The sequence below is a fragment of the Pseudomonas sivasensis genome (assembly GCF_013778505.1).
Lineage (GTDB): Bacteria > Pseudomonadota > Gammaproteobacteria > Pseudomonadales > Pseudomonadaceae > Aquipseudomonas > Aquipseudomonas sivasensis.
Window position 1 is genome coordinate 30786 of the sequence record NZ_JAAOWU010000001.1, and the last position, 21418, is coordinate 52203.

General features: G+C 59.7%; 21 protein-coding genes. 13 read left to right on the forward strand and 8 right to left on the reverse strand.

Annotation, left to right across the window (positions count from 1 at the left end):
• Positions 1-9 precede the first annotated feature (9 nt).
• Positions 10-315, reverse strand: coding sequence for a DUF2288 domain-containing protein (locus G9Q84_RS00135; protein ID WP_099601291.1), 306 nt, complete (start codon positions 313-315; stop codon positions 10-12).
• A gap of 340 nt (positions 316-655) precedes the next feature.
• On the opposite strand from G9Q84_RS00135, the gene G9Q84_RS00140 reads away from it, so the two are divergent.
• The 9 genes from G9Q84_RS00140 (at position 656) to G9Q84_RS00180 (ending at position 8345) form a co-directional block, all read left to right on the forward strand.
• Positions 656-1783: a branched-chain amino acid ABC transporter substrate-binding protein gene (locus G9Q84_RS00140; RefSeq protein WP_032891577.1), complete on the forward strand. Its 1128-nt coding sequence runs from the start codon at positions 656-658 to the stop codon at positions 1781-1783.
• A gap of 229 nt (positions 1784-2012) precedes the next feature.
• Positions 2013-2936, forward strand: coding sequence for a high-affinity branched-chain amino acid ABC transporter permease LivH (livH, locus tag G9Q84_RS00145; RefSeq protein ID WP_003172375.1), 924 nt, complete (start codon positions 2013-2015; stop codon positions 2934-2936).
• Complete coding sequence (locus G9Q84_RS00150; protein ID WP_095184031.1) at positions 2933-4186, forward strand: high-affinity branched-chain amino acid ABC transporter permease LivM; 1254 nt, start codon at positions 2933-2935, stop codon at positions 4184-4186. Before livH ends, G9Q84_RS00150 begins: the two co-directional genes overlap by 4 nt.
• Entirely contained in the window at positions 4183-4950 is a 768-nt protein-coding gene (gene livG / locus G9Q84_RS00155) for a high-affinity branched-chain amino acid ABC transporter ATP-binding protein LivG (RefSeq protein ID WP_012722652.1), read from the forward strand. Before G9Q84_RS00150 ends, livG begins: the two co-directional genes overlap by 4 nt.
• Position 4951: 1 nt before the next feature.
• Positions 4952-5653 carry an ABC transporter ATP-binding protein gene (locus tag G9Q84_RS00160; RefSeq protein WP_010212366.1) on the forward strand — a complete coding sequence of 234 codons (702 nt, stop codon included), beginning with the start codon at positions 4952-4954 and terminating at the stop codon, positions 5651-5653.
• Between the two features lie 238 nt (positions 5654-5891).
• The gene (locus tag G9Q84_RS00165; protein WP_181642716.1) at positions 5892-6188 is read left to right on the forward strand and encodes a BufA1 family periplasmic bufferin-type metallophore; all 297 of its coding nucleotides are present in this window, start codon (positions 5892-5894) and stop codon (positions 6186-6188) included.
• A gap of 26 nt (positions 6189-6214) precedes the next feature.
• Positions 6215-7090 (forward strand): MNIO family bufferin maturase, encoded by an 876-nt coding sequence (bufB, locus tag G9Q84_RS00170; RefSeq protein WP_185159942.1) that lies wholly within the window; start codon positions 6215-6217, stop codon positions 7088-7090.
• On the forward strand, positions 7087-7863 hold the full coding sequence (locus G9Q84_RS00175) for an HvfC/BufC N-terminal domain-containing protein (protein ID WP_122755704.1): 777 nt from the start codon (positions 7087-7089) through the stop codon (positions 7861-7863). Before bufB ends, G9Q84_RS00175 begins: the two co-directional genes overlap by 4 nt.
• Positions 7860-8345 (forward strand): DoxX family protein, encoded by a 486-nt coding sequence (locus G9Q84_RS00180; RefSeq protein ID WP_181642717.1) that lies wholly within the window; start codon positions 7860-7862, stop codon positions 8343-8345. The genes G9Q84_RS00175 and G9Q84_RS00180 overlap by 4 nt, the downstream gene beginning before the upstream one ends.
• Here G9Q84_RS00180 and G9Q84_RS00185 read toward each other — a convergent pair.
• The gene (locus tag G9Q84_RS00185; RefSeq protein WP_095184028.1) at positions 8342-9250 is read right to left on the reverse strand and encodes a LysR family transcriptional regulator; all 909 of its coding nucleotides are present in this window, start codon (positions 9248-9250) and stop codon (positions 8342-8344) included. The genes G9Q84_RS00180 and G9Q84_RS00185 overlap by 4 nt on opposite strands.
• 103 nt (positions 9251-9353) lie before the next feature.
• Here G9Q84_RS00185 and G9Q84_RS00190 point away from each other — a divergent pair, with 103 nt between their 5' ends.
• The 3 genes from G9Q84_RS00190 (at position 9354) to G9Q84_RS00200 (ending at position 12441) form a co-directional block, all read left to right on the forward strand.
• The gene (locus tag G9Q84_RS00190) at positions 9354-9953 is read left to right on the forward strand and encodes a short chain dehydrogenase (RefSeq protein ID WP_032891585.1); all 600 of its coding nucleotides are present in this window, start codon (positions 9354-9356) and stop codon (positions 9951-9953) included.
• A 97-nt stretch (positions 9954-10050) separates the two neighbouring features.
• Positions 10051-10722, forward strand: coding sequence for a COG3650 family protein (locus G9Q84_RS00195; protein WP_032891587.1), 672 nt, complete (start codon positions 10051-10053; stop codon positions 10720-10722).
• A 105-nt stretch (positions 10723-10827) separates the two neighbouring features.
• On the forward strand, positions 10828-12441 hold the full coding sequence (locus tag G9Q84_RS00200; RefSeq protein WP_122755703.1) for an NAD(P)/FAD-dependent oxidoreductase: 1614 nt from the start codon (positions 10828-10830) through the stop codon (positions 12439-12441).
• Positions 12442-12563: 122 nt separating this feature from the next.
• Here the strand turns inward: G9Q84_RS00200 and G9Q84_RS00205 are convergent, their stop codons facing one another.
• The gene (locus G9Q84_RS00205; RefSeq protein ID WP_099601287.1) at positions 12564-13658 is read right to left on the reverse strand and encodes a PLP-dependent cysteine synthase family protein; all 1095 of its coding nucleotides are present in this window, start codon (positions 13656-13658) and stop codon (positions 12564-12566) included.
• Positions 13659-13874: 216 nt separating this feature from the next.
• On the opposite strand from G9Q84_RS00205, the gene nhaA reads away from it, so the two are divergent.
• Positions 13875-15050: a Na+/H+ antiporter NhaA gene (gene nhaA / locus G9Q84_RS00210; protein WP_095184026.1), complete on the forward strand. Its 1176-nt coding sequence runs from the start codon at positions 13875-13877 to the stop codon at positions 15048-15050.
• Between the two features lie 77 nt (positions 15051-15127).
• On the opposite strand, the gene G9Q84_RS00215 is transcribed toward nhaA, so the two are convergent.
• From G9Q84_RS00215 to G9Q84_RS00235, 5 genes are all read right to left on the reverse strand, one after another.
• Positions 15128-15592, reverse strand: coding sequence for an outer membrane lipoprotein (locus G9Q84_RS00215; RefSeq protein ID WP_003189251.1), 465 nt, complete (start codon positions 15590-15592; stop codon positions 15128-15130).
• A gap of 264 nt (positions 15593-15856) precedes the next feature.
• A complete protein-coding gene (gene pdxH, locus G9Q84_RS00220) occupies positions 15857-16504 on the reverse strand; it encodes a pyridoxamine 5'-phosphate oxidase (protein ID WP_032891594.1) in 648 nt (215 codons plus the stop codon).
• A 27-nt stretch (positions 16505-16531) separates the two neighbouring features.
• Positions 16532-17674, reverse strand: a complete 1143-nt coding sequence (locus G9Q84_RS00225; RefSeq protein WP_099601286.1) for an OmpA family protein — start codon at positions 17672-17674, stop codon at positions 16532-16534.
• A gap of 143 nt (positions 17675-17817) precedes the next feature.
• A complete protein-coding gene (locus tag G9Q84_RS00230; RefSeq protein ID WP_181642718.1) occupies positions 17818-18963 on the reverse strand; it encodes a serine hydrolase domain-containing protein in 1146 nt (381 codons plus the stop codon).
• Between the two features lie 82 nt (positions 18964-19045).
• A complete protein-coding gene (locus G9Q84_RS00235; protein ID WP_181642719.1) occupies positions 19046-21343 on the reverse strand; it encodes a beta-galactosidase in 2298 nt (765 codons plus the stop codon).
• Between the last annotated feature and the right edge of the window lie 75 nt (positions 21344-21418).

Below are 21418 nucleotides of genomic sequence, written 5' to 3' on the forward strand. Positions count from 1 at the left end.
TGCTCACCTCTATTGCGCTGCCCTTTCCTGGATCAATATCCACGGCGAAACCACCACCGCCCACAAACTCGGGTCACGCTCCACCAGGTCCAATGCCCGCGTCGCAGACACTTCGCCCAGGCTACCCGAGGCCAGCCAGGCAGCGACTTTGTCACGGTTGTCCTCGGCCATTCCCTCGGCGGCTTCGATCAAATCCAAGCCGGTGTCGACCCACAATAGGGCACCCTTGGCAAAGAACGGTTCAAGCTCCTTCCAGGAAATTTCGGCGGTTTCACCGAGCAGCTTGGCATAGAGGGTGCTAGGTTCTTGCGTCATGGGAGTTCACCTTGGGAAAAAATCGGCGCAATCATAACGTCGCGACCGAGGTAGAAAAACCCAGTTGCAAATGAGTCATCGATAGAAAGTGTCAGGAAAGCCAAGGATTGCCCGAAACTCTGGCATCACCCCGCCGCAATTCTGTCTTTTTCTTTCATTTAAGCGACACGCCAAGGTTTTGCCCCCAGCAGCCAGCTTTTCAAGCGATGAACCGGCGCTCTACACTGTACCGGTACAGTTGCCAGGGCACTGCCGGGGGATATCCGAGATATCTGATCCGGTTCTGCAGCTCACAAGGCCGCTAGAACTATAAAAAATACAACAGTAAGAGTGGAGCACTATGAATAAGGCTACTAAGCAGATTTCCAAACTGTTTGCCGCTATGGTCCTGGCTGGGGTTGCCGGCCATTCGTTCGCAGCTGACACCATCAAGATCGGCATCGCCGGTCCAAAGACTGGTCCTGTAACGCAATACGGCGACATGCAATTCATGGGTGCCAAGCAAGCTATCGCCGACATCAACGCCAAAGGCGGCGTCGACGGCAAAATGCTTGAAGCCAAGGAATACGACGACGCTTGCGACCCTAAACAAGCCGTGGCTGTCGCCAACAAAGTGGTTAACGACGGCGTTAAGTTCGTGGTCGGTCACCTCTGCTCCAGCTCCACTCAGCCAGCGTCCGACATCTATGAAGACGAAGGCGTGATCATGATTACCCCGGCGGCCACCAGCCCGGAAATCACCGCCCGTGGTTACAAGCTGATCTTCCGTACCATCGGCCTCGACAGCGCCCAAGGCCCAGCGGCCGGCAACTACATCGCCGACCACGTGAAGCCTAAAATCGTTGCCGTCCTGCACGACAAACAGCAATACGGCGAAGGCATCGCCACCGCCGTCAAAAAGACCCTGGAAGAAAAAGGCACCAAAGTTGCCGTCTTCGAAGGCCTGAACGCTGGCGACAAAGACTTCTCCTCGATCATCCAGAAACTCAAACAAGCCAACGTCGACTTCGTTTACTACGGCGGCTACCACCCTGAGCTGGGCCTGATCCTGCGCCAAGCCAAGGAAAAAGGCCTGAACGCCAAGTTCATGGGCCCTGAAGGCGTCGGCAACGACTCCATCTCGCAAATCGCCCAAGGTGCTTCCGAAGGCCTGCTGGTGACCCTGCCGAAATCCTTCGACACCGACCCAGCCAACAAAGCCATCGTTGAAGAGTTCACCAAGAACAAGCAGGACCCAACCGGTCCGTTCGTGTTCCCGGCCTACTCGGCCATTGAAGTCATCGCCGGCGGTATTACCGCTGCCAAGAGCGAAGACACCGCCAAAGTGGCTGCCGCCATCCACGCGGGCACCTTCAAGACCCCTACCGGCGAGCTGAGCTTCGACGCCAAGGGCGACCTGAAGGACTTCAAGTTCGTGGTCTACGAATGGCACTTCGGCAAACCAAAAACCGAAGTTTCCCCTCAGTAAGCCAGGCGTTACTGGTCCAACAAGCCCACTGTGAGAGCAGTGGGCTTTGTTTTACGAGGTTTATGGGCCTGTCACCCGCGATCCGGGCGCTGGCTCACCTGAAAATCTTAAAACCGTCACCAGCGGTTCGCTGGCAAACGCTTTGTGCAAATGTGCTCACAGAACACAGCACAGGGCCGGAACATGACTCCACCAGTGAAATGCGTATCGGGTTTTTAGGAGCGCTGTAATGCCTGAGATCTATCATTTTTTCCAACAGCTGGTTAATGGCCTGACCATTGGCAGCACCTATGCCTTGATAGCCATTGGCTACACAATGGTTTACGGCATCATTGGAATGATCAACTTCGCCCATGGCGAGGTGTACATGATTGGTTCCTACGTGGCCTTCATCGCCCTTGCCGGGCTGGCCATGATGGGTATCCACTCCCTGCCGCTGTTGATGACCGCCGCGTTCCTTGCGTCGATCGTCGTAACCAGTGCCTATGGTTACAGTATCGAGCGCGTTGCCTACCGTCCCTTGCGTGGCAGCAACCGTTTGATCCCGCTGATTTCCGCCATCGGCATGTCGATTTTCCTGCAGAACACCGTATTGCTGTCTCAGGACTCCAAGGATAAATCCATCCCCAACCTGATCCCGGGGAGCTTCTCCTTCGGCCCAGGTGGTGCGGAAGAAGTGCTGATTTCCTACATGCAGATCCTGGTCTTCGTCGTCACCCTGGTGGCCATGCTGGGCCTGACCCTGTTCATCTCCCGCTCCCGTCTGGGGCGCGCCTGCCGGGCCTGTGCCGAAGACATCAAGATGGCCAACCTGTTGGGCATCAACACCAACAACATCATCGCCCTGACCTTCGTGATCGGTGCTGCGCTGGCAGCCGTCGCGGCGGTACTGCTGAGCATGCAGTACGGCGTAATCAACCCCAACGCCGGTTTCCTGGTAGGCCTCAAGGCTTTTACCGCAGCGGTATTGGGCGGCATCGGCAGTATTCCGGGCGCGATGCTCGGCGGGCTGGTGCTGGGTGTGGCCGAGGCGTTTGGTGCCGATATCTTCGGCGACCAGTACAAGGACGTCGTGGCGTTCGGCCTGTTGGTTCTGGTGCTGTTGTTCCGTCCGACCGGCATCCTGGGCCGTCCGGAGGTTGAGAAAGTATGAGCAGATATCTTAAATCGGCGTTTTTCAGCGCCTTGCTGGTGTGGGCCGTGGCCTTCCCGGTACTCGGCCTCAAGCTGAGCATTGTCGGCATCAACCTGGAAGTGCATGGCACCGGTCCCGTGACCCTGACCATCATCGCCCTGTGTTCGGTGCTGATGTTCCTGCGTGTGCTGTTCACCCAGCAGGTCGGCGCTCTGTTCAAGAGCAACCGTGGTCCGTTGGTATCGCCTAAGGTCAGCCAATTCCTGACCCTGCCGCGCACCCAGCGCTACATCATCATCGGCCTGATCGTGGCCGCGCTGATCTGGCCGTTCTTTGGCTCGCGCGGTGCCGTAGACATCGCCACCCTGATCCTGATCTACGTGTTGCTAGGCCTGGGCCTGAACATCGTGGTGGGCCTCGCCGGCCTGCTCGACCTGGGTTATGTGGGTTTCTACGCCGTGGGTGCCTACACCTACGCGCTGCTCTCGCACTATCTGGGCTGGAGCTTCTGGATCTGCCTGCCGCTGGCCGGCATGGCGGCGGCCACGTTCGGCTTTCTGCTGGGCTTCCCGGTACTGCGACTGCGCGGTGACTACCTCGCCATCGTGACCCTGGGTTTCGGCGAGATCATTCGTCTGTTCCTGCGTAACCTCACGGACATCACCGGCGGCCCCAACGGCATTAGCAGCATCCCCAAGCCAACGTTCTTCGGGCTGTCGTTCGACCGCACCGCTGCCGAAGGCATGCAGACCTTCCACGAGTACTTCGGGATTGCCTACAACCCGGTAAGCAAAGTGGTGTTCCTGTACCTGGTGGCGCTGTTGCTGGCGCTGGCGGCATTGTTCGTGATCAACCGCCTGCTGCGCATGCCAATCGGCCGTGCTTGGGAAGCGTTGCGCGAAGATGAAATCGCCTGCCGCGCCCTGGGCCTGAACCCGACCATCATCAAGCTCTCCGCCTTCACCCTGGGTGCTGCGTTCGCCGGTTTTGCCGGCAGCTTCTTCGCCGCGCGCCAAGGCCTGGTGACACCGGAGTCGTTCACCTTTATCGAGTCGGCGATCATCCTTGCCATCGTGGTATTGGGCGGCATGGGCTCGCAACTGGGCGTGATCCTGGCCGCGATCGTGATGATCCTGCTGCCAGAAATGATGCGTGAGTTCAGCGAATACCGCATGTTGATGTTCGGCGCCATGATGGTGCTGATGATGATCTGGCGTCCTCAAGGTCTGCTGCCCATGCAACGTCCACACATGGAGCTGCGCAAATGAGCCGCGAGATCCTGAAAGTCGAAAATCTGAGCATGCGCTTTGGCGGTTTGCTGGCGGTCAACGGCGTGGCCCTGACCGTGAAAGAGAAACAGGTGGTTGCATTGATCGGCCCCAACGGCGCCGGCAAGACCACGGTGTTCAACTGCCTCACCGGCTTCTACAAGCCAAGCGGTGGCAGCATCCTGCTGGACGGCCAGCCGATCCAGGGTTTGGCCGGTCACGAGATCGCCCGCAAGGGCGTGGTGCGTACCTTCCAGAACGTGCGGTTGTTCAAAGACATGACGGCGGTCGAAAACCTGTTGATCGCCCAACACCGTCACCTGAACACCAACTTCTTTGCAGGCCTGTTCAAGACCCCGGCGTTTCGCAAAAGCGAGCGCGAGGCCATGGAATACGCGGAGTACTGGCTGGACAAGGTCAACCTCACCGAGTTTGCCAACCGTCCCGCCGGCACCCTGGCCTACGGTCAGCAACGTCGCCTGGAAATCGCCCGCTGCATGATGACCCGCCCGCGGATCCTCATGCTCGACGAACCAGCCGCCGGCCTGAACCCAAAGGAAACTGAAGATCTCAAGGCGCTGATCGGTGTGCTGCGTGAAGAAAACAACGCCACGGTGCTGTTGATCGAACACGACATGAAACTGGTCATGAGCATTTCCGACCACATCGTGGTGATCAACCAGGGCACGCCCCTGGCCGACGGGACGCCGGAGCAGATCCGCGACAATCCTGAAGTGATCAAAGCCTATTTGGGGGAAGCGTAAAATGCTGCAATTCGAAAACGTTTCCACTTTCTACGGCAAGATCCAGGCCCTGCACAGCGTCAATGTGGAAGTACGCCAGGGTGAAATCGTGACCCTGATCGGCGCCAACGGCGCCGGCAAGTCCACCTTGTTGATGACCTTGTGCGGTTCGCCACAGGCCCACAGCGGCAGCATCCGCTACATGGGTGAAGAACTGGTGGGCCAGCAGTCTTCGCAGATCATGCGCAAGAGCATTGCGGTGGTGCCGGAAGGCCGCCGCGTGTTCTCGCGACTGACCGTCGAAGAAAACCTGGCCATGGGCGGGTTCTTCACCGACAAGGGCGACTACCAGGAGCAAATGGACAAGGTGCTGCACCTGTTCCCCCGGCTCAAGGAGCGCTTCAGTCAGCGCGGCGGCACCATGTCCGGCGGCGAGCAGCAAATGCTCGCCATCGGCCGGGCGCTGATGAGCAAGCCCAAGCTGTTGCTCCTGGACGAACCGTCCCTGGGCCTGGCACCGATCATCATCCAGCAGATTTTCGACATCATCGAACAGCTGCGCAAAGACGGTGTGACCGTGTTTCTGGTGGAACAGAACGCCAACCAGGCGCTGAAAATCGCCGACCGCGCCTATGTACTGGAAAACGGTCGTGTGGTGATGCAGGGCACTGGCGAGCAGTTGCTGACGGATCCGAAGGTGCGCGAGGCGTACTTGGGCGGCTAAGAGACGGTTGCTGAATAAACCGGATCTAAATGTGGGAGGGAGCTTGCTCCCGATGGCGGCATATCAGGCACAGAGCATGTGACTGATAGTCCGCCATCGGGAGCAAGCTCCCTCCCACATTTGTTTTGCACCGTTTGAAAGTTTTTCAACTGCCTTTGTAACGAACTCAATCCTCCCTTCTCTAGTGGTGCATGCAGGCAATCAAGCCTGCCCACTCAACCACTGCTGGAGAAACACCATGACGACCAAACTGTCCGCCGCGTCCCTCGTCCTCGCCCTGAGTTCTGCCTTGAGCCTCTCCGCTCTGACCAGCACCGTCCACGCCGCCGACGACATGCAAAAATGCTTCGGCGTCGCTGAAGCCGGTAAGAACGATTGCGCCGCAGGCGCAGGCACCTCCTGTGCCGGCAGCTCGAAAACCAAGGATCAGGCCAACGCCTGGAAACTGGTCCCCGCCGGCACCTGCACCCAAACCCCCAGCTCCACCTCGCCGACCGGTTTCGGCCAGGAAGCTACCTTCACCGCCAAGTCGTGAAACCCTGCACAGCCTGAGTACGGATCATGACGCTTTCACGCCAGCACACGGTCTCACACGCTCAGGCGCCCGGCCTCCCCTGTCGGGCCGGGCTGGGGCTGAAGAGCGAGCACTTCACCGAAGTGCTCCAGACCCTTCCCGATGTCGGTTTTTTTGAAGTACACGCCGAAAACTACATGGTGGCCGGCGGCCCGTTTCATCACTACCTAGGGTTGATTCGCCAACAGTACTCGCTGTCGCTGCACGGCATGGGCCTGTCCATCGGCGGCGAAGGCCCGCTCAACCGTGAGCACCTGGCGCGCCTGGCAACGCTGATCGAACGCTACCAACCCCACTCCTTTTCCGAACACTTGGCCTGGTCCAGCCACGGCCCGGTGTTTCTCAATGACTTACTGCCCCTGGCCTACGACGCAGACACGCTGAACCGGGTATGCGAACACGTCGACCAGGTGCAGAGCACGCTCAAGCGGCCCATGCTGCTAGAGAATCCATCGACCTATTTGCAGTTCCAACGCTCTACCCTGGACGAGACCGACTTCATCAGCGAGACCATCCGCCGCACTGGCTGTGGCTTGCTGCTGGATGTGAACAATGCCTACGTGTCGTGTATCAACCACCAGCGCGACCCGCTCACTTACATCGACGCCCTGCCGTTGCACGCGGTGGGCGAGATTCACCTGGCCGGCTTTGGCGAGGACACCGACAACCTGGGTGATCGCCTGCTGATCGACGACCATGGTGCCCCCATCAACAACGCCGTATGGCAACTGTACAAACAGGTGCTCACACGAACTGGCCCGGTCGCCACGCTCATTGAACGTGACAACCACGTGCCGGCCTTTAACGTTTTGCACGCTGAAGCCCAACAGGCCGAACACTATTTATCGCAGGTCCGCCCATGAGCCTTCACGACGCCTTCACCAGCGCCTTGCTGGCACCCGACCTGCCCTGCCCGGACGGCCTGTTCAGCAGTAACGGTGCCGACCCGGCCAGTCGCTTTGCGGTATATCGCAACAATGTCCACAGCTCATTGATCAATGCACTGGCATCGGCCTATCCCGTGACAGTGCAATTGGTAGGCGATGAGTTTTTCCGCGCCATGGTCGGCGTTTACGTCCAGGCGCACCCGCCTACCAGCCCACTGATCAGTGACTACGGCAGCACATTCGCCGACTTCATCCAGGGTTTCGATCCGGCCTCCAGTGTGCCTTATCTGGCCGACGTGGCCCGCTTGGAACGCTTGCGGGTTCGTGCCTATCACGCGGCAGATACGCCGGCGGTGAGTCAGCAAGCCGCCCTGCAACAGCTGCAGGCCCAAACGGAGCTGGGCGCATTGCGCCTACGGCTGCACCCATCCCTTGCCGCTTTGAACTCAGCCTACGCCGTGGTTGCGGTATGGGCGGCGCACCAGACCGAGGGCGCCTTGGCCACTCTTGATCCTTACAAAGCCCAAAGTGCATTGGTGCTGCGCCAGGGGTTGATCGTCAAGGTCTTCGCCGTCGACGGCGGCTCTGTCGCTTTTATCAATAGCCTGAACCACGGCGCCGCATTGGAAATGGCCGTGGCGGATGCGCTTAAAGCCTGCGCCGAGTTCGACCTGCACCAGTGTCTGTCACTGCTGATCAACCACGACGCCATCACTCACTTGCTCCCAGAACAAAAGGTATCGCCATGAACAATAGCCCTTCGTGCAGGATCAAACAGGCCATCGTTCTTTTCGAGAAAATCCCCTACAGCCTGATCGCGTTTATTGCGCGCTTTTCAATCGCGGCAGTGTTCTGGAAATCCGGGCAAACCAAAGTAGAAGGCTTCGCCATCGATCTGGTCAGCGGCACGTTCCAACTCGGTGAACCCTCACTCGCCGCCTCGACACTGCCGCTGTTTCGCAGTGAGTACCACGTGCCGTTGATATCGCCGGAAGTGGCCGCGCACATGGCGGCGTTTGCAGAGCACTTTTTCCCGGTGCTGATATTGGCGGGGTTCGCCACGCGCTTCTCGGCCCTGGCCTTGATTGGCATGACGTTGGTCATTCAATTGTTCGTGTACCCGGACGCCTACCCCACCCACGGCACTTGGCTTGCGCTGCTGTTGCTATTGGTTGCCAAGGGCCCTGGTTGCTTGTCCATCGACCACTTGATCGCCCGCCGCTACCGTTAAAGACGATCCAACGCCTCGCCGCTGCGCTTGAACCACTCCACCAGGTAGTCGGCCAGAACCTGGGTGCGCCTGGGCAGGCCACCTTGATAAGGGTGAACCAGGTACATCGGCAGGCTTCGAGTCTGATAGTCACGCAGCAACCAGCGCAATCGACCGTCGGCCAGTTCCGTCGGCAGCACGTAGGACGGCAACCGGGCAATACCAGCGCCTACCAGCGCTGCCTTCTTCAGCAAGTTGTAATGGTTGGAGGCAAAGGTGCCGCTTACCCTGACCCGCAACAACTCGTGCTGCTGGTGATACAGCCACTCCTCGCGGCCGCTGTAATGGCTGTTGAGCAAGCAGGTGTGCGCCGCAAGATCCGCCGGGGTCAGCGGTTCGCCGTGCTGCTCCAGATAGGCGGGGCTGGCGCAAGTCATCTCATGCCAGGCCAGCAGAGGCTTGGCCACCAGGCGCTCGTTTTCAATCGCACCCGAACGTACCCCCAAGTCAAAGCCATCACGCGCGAGGTCTCGATAGCTGTTGTTGAGTTCAATCTCGATCTGCACCTGAGGGTACTGCTTGGAAAATTCCAGCAACAAGCCATCGAAGAAAGTTTCGCCTAATGAAACGGGAACCGTCATACGCACCGGCCCGGCCAGATCGTCCTTGAGCCTCGCCAGTGCCTGACGCGCACGTTCCACCTGCACCACCAATGCCTGGGCCTGTGGCAACAACGCCGCGCCGGCAGCGGTCAGGCTGAGCTTGCGGGTGGTGCGGTGCAACAACACCACACAAAACTGCGCTTCCAGCTGGGAGATACGCTTGGATAACTGGCCCTTACTGCAGCCCAGTTGCTCGGCGGCCACCGTAAAACTGCCGGCTTCGATCAGTACGGCAAAGGCCGCCAGGTCATCCATCTCGCTCATGGATTGTTTCCATTTGAAAACCAAAGGTTGCCTATTACCACGTTTATCCAGCGAAAAAGCCACCCTAGACTGAGCCCTCACTTATCACTGGAGGAACAGCACCATGAAAATCCTATTGATTGGCGCGAGTGGCACCGTCGGCTCGGCAGTCAAGGCCGAACTGGCTCAGCGTCATGAGGTGATCAGCATTGGCCGCACCAGCGGCGACTTCCAAGTGGATATCAGCGACAGCGCGTCAATCCGCAGGTTGTTTGAGCAAACCGGTAAATTCGACGCCCTCATCTGCGCGGCCGGTAGCGTGAATTTCGTGGCGCTGGGTGATATGAGCGAAAACGACTTTGAACTTGGCCTGCGTGACAAGCTGATGGGCCAGGTAAACCTGCTGCTGATCGGCCGCGAGTATGCTAACGACGGCGCCTCGTTCACCTTCACCAGTGGCATTCTCAACCGTGATCCGATTCGGACTGGCGCTTCTGCGGCGCTGGTCAATGGCGCACTCGATGCGTTTGTCAAAGCGGCAGCGATCGAATTGCCACGAGGCCTGCGCATCAACTCCGTGAGCCCCACAGTGCTGGAAGAGGCCATGGGCAGCTACGCACCTTACTTCCGCGGCTATAAGCCTGCTCCGGGCGCTGACGTGGCCTTGGCCTACGCTAAAAGCGTAGAAGGCCTACAGACCGGCCAGACATTTATGGTTGGCTGAATGTAAGGGTTGTAAGAATTACCTGAAGCGGGACAGCGGGGTTGTGATGCACCGCCAGCCTGCGTAACGTGGCGGCACTTGCCTGGAGACCCCGATAATGCGTGCCGCCCGTACCTTTGCTTTGTGTGCTTTGCTTCCCTTTCTAACCGCGTGTCAGGTCTTCGAGAGCGAGCCGGCCAAGCCGTCTACGGTTGGGCTGACCCGCATGCAGGGCCAACTCACAGCCGTAGGCGACAAACTGTTGTTCCAAGCGTGCCACGACCAACGTAACTACGTGGTCAAGGACACCGGCGGCACCAGCATCCTGCAGGAAGCCGCCTCCCTGGCCGGCCAGCAAGGTGCGCTGTTTGCCGACCTGCGCGGTAAGTTTTCGGGCGTCGCCACCGGCACTCAGGGCGAAGTGGAGTTGCAACAGCTCTACCGTGTCGAACGGTCGACCTCGGCCTGCGACGACCCCGATTTCAAACGCATGATCCTGCGCGCCAACGGCCACAAGCCGGCCTGGGCGATGAACGTCACCGCCAAGGGCATGGTGCTGGAACGTGAAGGCCAGCCGCCTTTGGCCGTACCTTATGTAGAAGAGCAGATCGGCGACGGCCGCTTTAACCTGATGACCGAAGCCAACAACCAGCACATCGAGCTGTGGGTGGCTCCGCAACGTTGTGTGGACAGCGTCAGCGGCAGCCTGCAACACATGACCGCCGAATTGCGGATCAACGGTCAAGTCCAGCGTGGCTGCGCGGCTTTCGGTGGTTCGCGGGACGATTGATAGTGTCCTGCGCTTTTTAGCATGACGGGACACCACCGTTGGGGCTTATAATCGCCGGTTTGCAAAACCGCCGGCCTTACCGAATGCCGCACACCGGATCCCGTCATGTTACGAATCACCGAACTCAAGCTGCCCATCGACCATCCCGAAGAAGACCTGCGGCCTGCCATCCTGGCGCGCCTTGGCATCGCCAGTGATGACCTGCTCGATTTCACCCTCTTCAAACGCAGCTACGACGCCCGTAAAAAATCGTCGGAGCTGTGCTTCATCTACACCATCGACTTGGATGTGAAGGGTGAAGCCGCCCTGCTGCTCAAGTTTGCCGATGACCGCAACGTCAACCCGGCGCCGGATGTCAGCTACAAAGTAGTCGGCCAAGCGCCCGAAGGCCTGGCTGAACGACCGATCGTAGTCGGTTTTGGCCCCTGCGGGATCTTCGCCGGGCTGCTGCTGGCACAGATGGGTTTCAAGCCGATCATCCTCGAACGCGGCAAGGAAGTGCGCCAGCGCACCAAGGACACCTGGGGCCTGTGGCGCAAAAGCGTACTGAACCCCGAGTCCAACGTGCAGTTTGGTGAAGGCGGCGCCGGCACCTTCTCCGACGGCAAGCTTTACAGCCAGATCAAAGACCCCAAATTCCACGGCCGTAAAGTACTCCACGAGTTTGTCAAAGCCGGCGCGCCGGAAGAAATCCTCTACGTCAGTAAGCCGCACATCGGTACCTTCCGCCTGACCGGCGTGGTGGAACACATGCGCGAGCAGATCATCGCCCTGGGCGGTGAGGTGCGTTTCGAGCAACGCGTGACTGACGTGCTGATTGAAGACGGCCAACTGAACGGCGTGGTGGTGGATGGCGGCGAGCAGATCCTGTCCAGGCACGTGATCCTGGCCCTGGGCCACAGCGCCCGAGATACCTTCCGCATGCTTCACGGTCGTGGCGTATACATGGAGGCCAAGCCGTTTTCGGTGGGCTTCCGCATTGAACACCCTCAATCGCTGATCGATGCCGCGCGCCTGGGTAAATACGCCGGGCACCCGAAGCTGGGCGCCGCCGACTACAAACTGGTGCACCACGCGAAGAATGGTCGCTCGGTCTACAGCTTCTGCATGTGCCCTGGCGGCACCGTGGTGGCGGCCACCTCCGAGCCGAACCGCGTTGTGACCAACGGCATGAGCCAGTACTCACGTAACGAGCGCAATGCCAACTCCGGCATCGTGGTCGGCATCACGCCGGAAGTGGACTACCCCGGTGGCCCGCTGGCGGGTATCGAGTTGCAGGAACGCCTGGAGTCCCACGCCTACATTCTCGGTGGCAGCAACTACGAAGCGCCGGCACAACTGGTGGGTGATTTCATCGCCGGCAAGCCGTCCACCGCCCTCGGCAGTGTGGAACCGTCCTACAAGCCTGGCGTGGCTCTGGGCGACCTGGCGTTGGCGCTGCCGGACTTCGCCATCGAAGCCATCCGCGAAGCGCTGCCGGCGTTCGAGAAGCAAATCAAAGGCTACTCGCTGCACGATGCGGTACTGACCGGTATCGAAACGCGCACCTCGTCGCCGCTGCGGATAACCCGTGACGATTCGATGCAGAGCCTGAACGTTAAAGGCCTGTTTCCGGCCGGTGAAGGCGCCGGTTATGCCGGTGGGATTTTGTCGGCGGGTGTTGATGGGATTCGAATTGCCGAGGCGTTGGCGCGGGATATGTTGGGCATCGAGGCCTGAGCACATCCGTGTTCACAAGTGGGAAGGGGCTTGCTCCCGATAGCAGTGGATCAGTCAGGACACATGTGACTGGTCCACCTTCATTGGGAGCAAGCTCCCTCCCACACGGTTTTTGCGTGATTTCAGATGTTAGCGCGCAGGATGCAATCCGGTAGCGGCTCGCCCCGCTCCACACTGGCCGCAACGGCCGCGATCAGCCCTTGCAACTCGTACCCCTGCCCCGCCAACCACACCGGGTTGTAATAGGTTGTGGCGTATCGCTCGCCACCATCGCACAAGATCGCCACGATAGAACCCGACTCCCCCGCAGCCTTCATCTGCTGCGCTGCCACCAGCGCGCCAACCAGGTTGGTCCCGCTGGAACCGCCCACTCGCCGCCCCAATCGCTCTGCCAAGTAATGCATGGCTGCCAGTGACAGCGCATCCGGGACCTTGACCATTGCGTCGATCACCTTCGGCAAAAACGACGCCTCGACCCGTGGCCGGCCAATGCCTTCGATACGCGAACCGCAGTCCAGGCGCAGGCTGGCGTCACCCGTCTGGTAATAGTCAAAAAACACCGATCGCTCAGCATCGGCGCATAGCACGCGGGTGGCGTGCTGGCGATACCGCACGTAGCGACCCAATGTCGCCGTGGTGCCGCCGGTGCCGGGGCTGGAAATCAGCCAGCTCGGCTCGGGATGCTGCTCGAAACGCATCTGTTGGAAGATCGACTCGGCGATGTTGTTGTTCGCGCGCCAGTCGGTAGCGCGCTCGGCGTAGGTGAACTGGTCCATGAAGTGACCGCCACTTTCCCGCGCCAAGCGCTCGGATTCTGCATAGATCTGTGTGGGATCTTTTACCAGATGGCTCTTACCGCCATAGAAGGCAATCTGCGCGATTTTTTCCTGGGAAGTGGTGGCCGGCATCACCGCGATAAACGGCAGGCCGAGCAGCCGAGCAAAGTAGGCTTCGGAGATCGCCGTGGAGCCGCTGGAGGCTTCAATCACTGGTGCTCCGGGCTTGAGCCAACCATTGCACAGCGCATACAGAAACAGCGAGCGGGCCAGCCGGTGTTTGAGGCTGCCGGTGGGATGGCTCGACTCGTCCTTGAAGTACAACTCGATACCCGGCAAACCTGGCAGCGGCAAGGGGATCAGGTGGGTGTCAGCGCTGCGCTGGAAGTCTGCTTCGATGATACGAATGGCTTCGCGAGCCCAGGGACGATGGTCACTCATGGTCGGTTTCTCTAAGAATTTCCAGGTCAATATTAGGATCTTTCCTACACTCGACACAGATACAGTAACGTCTCAATTGGACACACAATTTCAAGCCCCTGACGCAACGCTGAACCTGCCCATTGCTTATAACAAATAAGAATATAACTTTTGTTTTAACAACTAACGGTACGGGTTAGGGTACCCGCCTATTGAATCCGGATTGGAGAGCACCCCTTGGCTCTGCGTAGCACTTTCACTCGTTTCTTCCAGCTGGAAGCCGCCAGCGGTCTGTTGTTGATCGCCGCTGCGGCCCTGGCATTGATCATCAATAACTCACCGTTGTCCCACCTGTACGGCGCGTTTCTCGACGTGCCGGTGGTGGCGCAGATTGGCGCGTTGAAAATCGACAAGCCAGCCTTGTTGTGGATCAACGATGGCCTGATGGCTCTGTTCTTCCTGTTGATCGGCCTGGAGGTCAAGCGCGAGTTGCTTGACGGCCATCTGTCCAAACCGTCGCAAGTGGTCCTGCCCGGTGCAGCCGCCATCGGCGGTATGGTGGTGCCGGCGCTGATCTACTGGGCGATCAACAAGGACTACCCCGCCGCCCTCTCCGGTTGGGCAATCCCCATGGCCACCGACATTGCCTTCGCCCTGGGCGTGTTGGCGCTGCTGGGCAAGCGCGTCCCGACGTCCTTGAAACTGTTCCTGATGACCCTGGCGATCATCGATGACCTGGGCGCGATCATCGTGATCGCAGTGTTTTATTCCGCCGATTTGTCCGGTGCAGCCTTGGCTGGCGCGGGCGCCTGTCTGGTGGCCTTGATCGCGATGAACCGCCTCGGAGTGATCAAGCTCTGGGCCTATCTGATCGTCGGCCTGATCCTGTGGGTATGCGTGCTCAAGAGTGGCGTGCACGCCACACTGGCCGGCGTGACGCTGGCGTTCTGCATCCCGATGCGCACTAAGAACGCCGAGCCCTCGCCGCTGCTGACCCTCGAACACGCTCTGCACCCGTGGGTGGCGTACGGCATCCTGCCGCTGTTCGCCTTCGCTAACGCTGGCGTTTCCCTCACCGGCGTCAGCCTGGAGAGCTTCACCCACCACGTGCCCATGGGCATTGCCGCCGGCCTGCTGATCGGCAAGACCATCGGTGTGTTCGGCCTCACTTGGCTGGCCATCAAGACGGGTCTCGCCACACTGCCTAACGGCGCCAACTGGGGCCAAGTCTTCGGCGTGGCGATCCTGTGCGGTATCGGCTTCACCATGAGCCTGTTCGTCGGCTCCCTGGCATTCGTGCCGGGCGCCAGCGAATTTGCCGGCGAGGATCGAATGGGGATTCTGACCGGGTCGATATTGGCAGCATGTATTGGATATCTGGTGACGGCGATGGCGAGTCGTAAAAAAGCCTGATCCCCCAGAAACCGCGCCCACAAAAAAACCCCAACCGGTCACCCGGTTGGGGTTTTTCTTTACCTGCTGCTTACCGATTAACGGGTAACGCGACTGGTACCATCGACCGTCATGATGCGCACGCGGTCGCCAATGCGGAAGATTTCGTTCTCCTGCACAGCCTGGACGTAAGCGCGCATGCTGCCATCGTCTTCGCGAACGGTGATTTCCACGCCTTGAGTGCGGGTCAGACCTTCTTCAGTGGCCGAGCCCAGCAGGCCGCCAGCGACTGCGCCGATCACAGCAGTGACGATGCTGCCACGGCCGCCGCCGATGGCGCTGCCGCCAACGCCGCCGATGACTGCGCCGGCAGCGCCGCCGATTGGGGTCTTGGTGCCTTCGATTTTCACCGGACGCAGGGATTCGATGGTACCCATGCGCACGGTCTGTACACGACGCGCTTCATCACGGGAATACGAATCGCCGGTCAAACTTGAGGCGCAGCCACCCAGCAGCAGCGACAGGGTGGTAAAGCAGGCAACCAGTAAAACGGACTTACGCATAGCATCAACTCCAAAGGACAGGTGTTCATTAGACGCTGCGGCTTGGCGCCTGTCACGGCAAGCACCGCAGAAAACTGCTTTCATTCAGCCTGAGTACAGACTGCGTACACCGGAAAACTCGACAAACGGTAGCTCAGTTCGTGTACCAAGAGATGTCACAACGGTTTCATCATTGTAGCCGCGCAGCCGCATGCGACCGAAGTCTCTCCCATAGAGACGTCGGTGCTGCGAACAACATTCAGATGAAGTGACGAAAGGTGACGCTCAGGGCGCCAGGCGCTCGCGGGTCCACTCGCCCCCTTGCAGGCGGTAATTCAAGCGGTCATGCAGGCGGCTGGCGCGACCTTGCCAGAACTCAATACGCTCCGGCAGCAGACGATAGCCACCCCAATGCTCGGGGCAGTCGGGCTGGGTATCGCTGAAGCGCTGCTCAGTGGCCGTGAGCAGGTCTTGCAGTTCTTCACGGTCACGAATGACCTGGCTTTGCGGGGAAGCCCAAGCGCCGAGACGGCTGCCCAGAGGACGGACCTGGTAATAAGCATCCGACTCCTGAGGCGTGACCTTGACCACCCGCCCTTCGATGCGCACCTGGCGCTCCAGGGTCGGCCAGAAAAACGTCATGGCTGCAAACGGCCGCGCCGCGAGTTGTTCACCCTTGGCGCTCTGATAGTTGGTGAAGAAGGTAAAGCCCTGCGTATCCAAGCCCTTGAGCAGCAGGATGCGGCAGTGCGGGCGACCTTCCTGGTCGACCGTAGCCAGGGTCATGGCATTGGCTTCCACCGGGGGCTGCTCGGTTTTCACCGCATCGGCAAACCACTGGTGGAACAACGCAAACGGCTCGCCCGGGGCCTGGGCCTCGCTCAAACCGTCCCGTGTGTAGTCACGGCGCATATCGGCCAGTGCCTGGGTCATGCGGCTTTATCCTTCTGGTTCAGCAGATCAGTTTTTTGCCTGGTCGTTCGCCGGTGCAGCAGCCTTGGCTTTGGCCGGGGCAGTTTTCTTGGCAGCTGGCTTGGCCGGCGCCTTTTTAGCGGCTGGCTTGGCGGCAGCTTTCTTCGCGGCCGGAGCTTTTTTCGCCGCAGCTTTGGCTGCCGGAGCCGGTGCAGGTACGTTCTGCACGGCAACCATTTCAGCCACAGGCGGCGTCTTGCCCGAGTTGTACTTGCTCAGCAGCGCCAACATAGTTGTACGCTGAGTGAACATAATTTCCATGCGACGGTTCAGCGCACGGCCCTGGGTGCTGTCGTTGGCGGCACGTGGCATCAGGTCACCCATGCCACGCAGCATCAGGCGATCCTGCTTCAAACCGCTGAGGCTGAAAATCGAAGCGATGGACTGTGCGCGCTCCCTGCTCAGCGCCTGGCTCGCCGGGGCGGTGCCGGTGGCGTCAACGTGACCCAAGACCAGTACGGCGGTCTTGGGGTCTGCTTCAACAGCCTTGGCAACACGCGTGAACGGGCCAAGGGTAACCGGCAACAGCATGGCTGGACGTTTTGGGTTGTAGGAGCCATCGACCGGCGCAATCACGACGAGCACGTTGTCGCGACGTTCCAGTTGCAGGTTGCTGTCCTTGATGGCGGCGCGCAGGCGCGGCTCATAGTCGTCCAACCAGGCCTGGGTGATTTTCGGGTCCGGCATCGGCACGTTGGTCACGTCGACCTTGGACAATGGCTTGGGTTTGCTTTCGAACGGCCACCACCAGTGAGTTTCGCTGTCGGTCTTGGCGACGGCTGGTGCGGCGGCAGGGGCAGGAGTGGCGGCCTTGAGGTCGGCTTTCAGGTCTGCGGCCTTGGCATCGGCAGCCTTTTCGTCGGTGCTTTTGGAGGAGAACGGCCACCAGCTGGAGCCGGTGTCAGCCTTGGCCGCCGGAGCAGGCGCAGCGGCTACAGGTGCGGCAGGCTTGGCGCCAGCTGCGGGTTTGGCATCAGGCTTGGCCTCGGTCTGGGTCACGACGTCCTTGGTAGCGGCCTTATCAGATCCAAATGACCACCAATGCCCACCCTCGGCATCATTCTGTGGAGTTTGTGCGCAGCCGGTAATGGTGAGGCAAAGCGCCAGTGCCAAGGACTTGTTCGATAACATGAGATATCCACAAAATGAGAAAAGAAACGGGGGTCTGGATGACCCGTTAAACAGACGCTTACAGAACATTAAAGTTACATCATTTCGTTCAGCGTCTTCTTATAGTTGCCTTTGTAACAAAAAAATGTGAAACAGCAAGGGGTTTACAGACAACCGGCCAATATTCCGACCAACTTCTGTGCACGAGGGTCCATAAGTACATAAGGCCCCAATGTATTAGTCACGAAACCAAACGCTACATCGTGTTCGGGGTCGGCAAAACCTACCGATCCACCTGCACCAGGATGCCCAAAAGCACGCGGGCCAAGGCCGAATGTGGCATTAGGCATCTGCGGTTGATCCAACATGCAGCCCAAGCCAAAGCGAGTTTGTGTCAATAATGTTTTATCCGGCCCGATACTGTGTTCACGGGTCAACTCTTCGAGCATGTCGGCTTCCAACAAACTACCGTCCAACAAACCACTATAAAAACCCGCCAGGCTACGCGCATTACCGTGACCATTAGCCGCGGGCTGCTGCATGCGTCGCCATTCAGGTTTATTAGTACTGGTCAAAATAGACGGTGGATTGGCAAATGCCCGTGTGGTCATGGCGGTGGGTTCACGCATCATTACTTGCAGTAAACGTTGCGCAGCTTCATCGCCCATATTGCCTTTGCTGCGCGCTATATGGGCAACACGATAAAACTCTTCATCCGCCAGGCCCACATGAAAGTCCAGGCCCAACGGCCGTGCAACGCGCGCCACAATGGATTCACCAGGCCCACGCCCATCGGCGCGGCGCAGCAGTTCGCCGACCAGCCAGCCGTAGGTGATCGCCTCGTAACCATGGCCTTGGCCCGGCGTCCACCAGGGTGCTTCGGCCGCGAGGGTGTCGACCATCAGTTGCCAGTCATACAGGGCCTCGGTGGGCAGCATCTCGCGGATCGCCGGCAAACCCGCCTGATGGCAGAGCAACTGGCGCAGCGTGATGCTTTCCTTACCGGCAGCGGCAAATTCCGGCCAGTACTTGGCAACTGGAGCGTCCAACTGCAACTTACCCTCAGCCACCAATTGCAGGGCCGTGACGGCAGTAAATGTCTTGGTGCAGGAGAAAAGATTGACGATGGTGTCGCTGTGCCAGGCCTCGGCACCGTCCTTGTCAGCGGTGCCGGCCCACAGATCGACCACGGTTTCGCCGCCGATCTGAATGCAAAGCCCGGCGCCACGCTCCTGTGGGTCATCGAACAGCGCGGCAAACGCTTCACGTACCGCTTCGAACTGGAGTTCGTAATGACCCTGAATCTGCACGTAAGCCGCCTCGAAAAACACCATTGAAAGTGGCCGACATTGTTCCAGCCCTTGTAGGTTTTGTGAACCCGTCAGCGATCAATCAATGACCGTTGGCGGAGTGCCCACCGGCATGCCCGGCGCCCTGCCCTGCGCCTTTGCCGTCATGCCCAGACTTACCGCCTTCACCTTCACGGACAGCGCTTGCCGCCTTGGCCTTTTCCGCCTCCTTGCCCAGTTGGTCCACCGCCGCCAGGTTGCTTTTACGCACGCTGTCGACAAAGCCCTGATAAGGCACGTCGGTGATGCCCACCAAGCCGAAGTGGCCGTTTTCACCGTCCAGCAAACGGCCGGTCACGGGTTGGTCCAGGTACTGGAACCAGTGCACACCCACAATCGAAGGTTCGGCCATGGCTTGCTTGAGGAAGTTGGCGTACGCCGCGCCACGGTCCTCTTCCCTGGCCAACTGGGTCACGCCGCCCCAGAACGGGCCACGGTCGGCAGAGCCAAAGTTGAATTCAGTGATCAGCACGGGTTTATCCAACGCGCGCAGCGCAGCGAAGTCGTAACCGTCCTGAGGCTTGAGGGTGTACATGTTGAAGCTCAGCACATCGCAATACTGTGCGCACGAAGCCACAGCCTCGGGCGTGCTCACCGCATAGCGACCACCCAGCAACAACTGGTTCGGCGCGTGCCATTTCAGTGAATCGGAGATGGTCTTGAAATAAGCATCGGCAAAGGTTTTCTGGAAGTATTTAAAGTCGGCCTCGATTTCCGGGTGCTCAGGGTTGGGAATCGGTGGTTCAAAGCCTGGATCTTCCATCAGCTCCCAACCCGCCAATTCGATGCCCCAGGCTTTCGACAAGCCTTCTTCATTGCGGTACTTGTCCCGCAATTGCTTGAGGAAAGCGCGTTTGGCTGGAACGTCGGTGGTCATACGCAACGTGCCGTAGGCCAAGGCGTAGCGGGATTTCGGATCATCACCCGGCCCTGCCCAGGCCAGTTCGTTATCGGCAAAGAAGCCGATCAGCCACGGGTCGTCGCGATGGTCGCGGGCAGCAATCGCAACGGCACGCTCGGTCGCCATGGCGAAGCGTGGGTCAAACGGATCGGGCATGCCGCCCCACCAGTCGGTGCCGGTGCTGATGCTGGCGTAATCGCCGACGATCGACAGCGGCAAGGTATAGGGGACGCGGTCGGCACGGGCCAAAGCCTCGTCGCTCCAGTTGCCCACGGTGTTGAAACCCCAGGCCTGCAGGCGGTCCAGGGTGTGAGTCACCCAGCGTTTCTGGTCGAAGCCTTCGCCACCATAGGCGCGCTGCAGGTTGGCGCCATAGAAATCGTACCAACGCCCGGCGCCAAAACTACGCCCCTCACCCGCACCGTTACCGGTGCGGTTATCGCCGCTGCCGTAATACTTATCCAAGGGCTCACCAGCCTTGGGCAACGCCGCAAACATCCATTCACGACCGGCCACGTAGGTCTGGCTGTTATCCGGGGCCACGGTATTGACGCCCAGGGAGTAGAACGGATGGCCCTCAGGCGTTACCAGATACCAGCGGCCGTCACGCTTCTCCGTGTGGAAAAAGCCGCTGGCCTTGAATGCAGGGCCTTTGTTCCAGCCACCAAACCTGTCCAATGCGGACTTATCCCGCGCAGCCAACCAGCCTTGAAGCTGGGTTTGCTCTTTGGCCGCGGCGGCCTTGAGCTGCTCGTCGCTGCTGACCTTCTCTGGCCAACGCGCACGGGTGGATTGGCCATACGTATCCACTAACTCGCTGTAGGCGGCCTTCAATACCGGCTCACTGTCCTGCACACCAAAGCGCTCCAGCAGGATGCTTTGGGCCGCGTTGGGCTTGATCATCGACAACGTCACCGAGACCACCTGGCTGCGGTCGATTTCCCCAGCGCTGCCAGCCAGCAACACACGCTGGCCATCAACAGTAATCGGCATCGGCGGGCCGGCCTTCATGCCCTGACTCAGCGGCGAGTTGGCTTGCAGCGGGATCAGCAGGGTCTGTGCCGGGCCGGCCGGCAGGTCGATTCGACTGACCAACGTCTTGCCGTCACTGCTCTGCACCTTGACGTAAAGGGTCAGCGCCCAGTCCATGGCACTCTGAATACGCAGGCTCATGGCGCTGGACTGCGACCAGTCCCACACCCCCGTCTGCGGGCTAAGCACCAAGCTGGGTTCGGCGGCCGGGTTGAAGGTGATACGGCGCAACACCTCACCTTCGGGGGTTTGCTCGGCGTTGTATTGCGGCAGGCTGGCGTCCTGGGTCGCCACCTTGACCACATCGGCAGGCCGGACGAAGTTGAACAGGGTTTGTTGCCCGGCGGGCGCCGCCATCAAGGGCGCAGCGAACAGCAGGGCAAAAAGGGCGGGCAGCGTGCGAATCATACGAGCAAGGTTCTCCCAAACGGCCGGTGAATGGCCTGATGACATTGATGAGATAGACCACGAAGTGGGCGAATC

What these genes read in the sequence shown, in the direction of transcription:
- G9Q84_RS00135 (WP_099601291.1), bottom strand. Translation starts at nt 315, where the DNA reads ATGACGCAAGAACCTAGCACCCTCTATGCCAAGCTGCTCGGTGAAACC.
- G9Q84_RS00140 (WP_032891577.1), top strand. Translation starts at nt 656, where the DNA reads ATGAATAAGGCTACTAAGCAGATTTCCAAACTGTTTGCCGCTATGGTC.
- livH (WP_003172375.1), top strand. Translation starts at nt 2,013, where the DNA reads ATGCCTGAGATCTATCATTTTTTCCAACAGCTGGTTAATGGCCTGACC.
- G9Q84_RS00150 (WP_095184031.1), top strand. Translation starts at nt 2,933, where the DNA reads ATGAGCAGATATCTTAAATCGGCGTTTTTCAGCGCCTTGCTGGTGTGG.
- livG (WP_012722652.1), top strand. Translation starts at nt 4,183, where the DNA reads ATGAGCCGCGAGATCCTGAAAGTCGAAAATCTGAGCATGCGCTTTGGC.
- G9Q84_RS00160 (WP_010212366.1), top strand. Translation starts at nt 4,952, where the DNA reads ATGCTGCAATTCGAAAACGTTTCCACTTTCTACGGCAAGATCCAGGCC.
- G9Q84_RS00165 (WP_181642716.1), top strand. Translation starts at nt 5,892, where the DNA reads ATGACGACCAAACTGTCCGCCGCGTCCCTCGTCCTCGCCCTGAGTTCT.
- bufB (WP_185159942.1), top strand. Translation starts at nt 6,215, where the DNA reads ATGACGCTTTCACGCCAGCACACGGTCTCACACGCTCAGGCGCCCGGC.
- G9Q84_RS00175 (WP_122755704.1), top strand. Translation starts at nt 7,087, where the DNA reads ATGAGCCTTCACGACGCCTTCACCAGCGCCTTGCTGGCACCCGACCTG.
- G9Q84_RS00180 (WP_181642717.1), top strand. Translation starts at nt 7,860, where the DNA reads ATGAACAATAGCCCTTCGTGCAGGATCAAACAGGCCATCGTTCTTTTC.
- G9Q84_RS00185 (WP_095184028.1), bottom strand. Translation starts at nt 9,250, where the DNA reads ATGAGCGAGATGGATGACCTGGCGGCCTTTGCCGTACTGATCGAAGCC.
- G9Q84_RS00190 (WP_032891585.1), top strand. Translation starts at nt 9,354, where the DNA reads ATGAAAATCCTATTGATTGGCGCGAGTGGCACCGTCGGCTCGGCAGTC.
- G9Q84_RS00195 (WP_032891587.1), top strand. Translation starts at nt 10,051, where the DNA reads ATGCGTGCCGCCCGTACCTTTGCTTTGTGTGCTTTGCTTCCCTTTCTA.
- G9Q84_RS00200 (WP_122755703.1), top strand. Translation starts at nt 10,828, where the DNA reads ATGTTACGAATCACCGAACTCAAGCTGCCCATCGACCATCCCGAAGAA.
- G9Q84_RS00205 (WP_099601287.1), bottom strand. Translation starts at nt 13,658, where the DNA reads ATGAGTGACCATCGTCCCTGGGCTCGCGAAGCCATTCGTATCATCGAA.
- G9Q84_RS00215 (WP_003189251.1), bottom strand. Translation starts at nt 15,592, where the DNA reads ATGCGTAAGTCCGTTTTACTGGTTGCCTGCTTTACCACCCTGTCGCTG.
- pdxH (WP_032891594.1), bottom strand. Translation starts at nt 16,504, where the DNA reads ATGACCCAGGCACTGGCCGATATGCGCCGTGACTACACACGGGACGGT.
- G9Q84_RS00225 (WP_099601286.1), bottom strand. Translation starts at nt 17,674, where the DNA reads ATGTTATCGAACAAGTCCTTGGCACTGGCGCTTTGCCTCACCATTACC.
- G9Q84_RS00235 (WP_181642719.1), bottom strand. Translation starts at nt 21,343, where the DNA reads ATGATTCGCACGCTGCCCGCCCTTTTTGCCCTGCTGTTCGCTGCGCCC.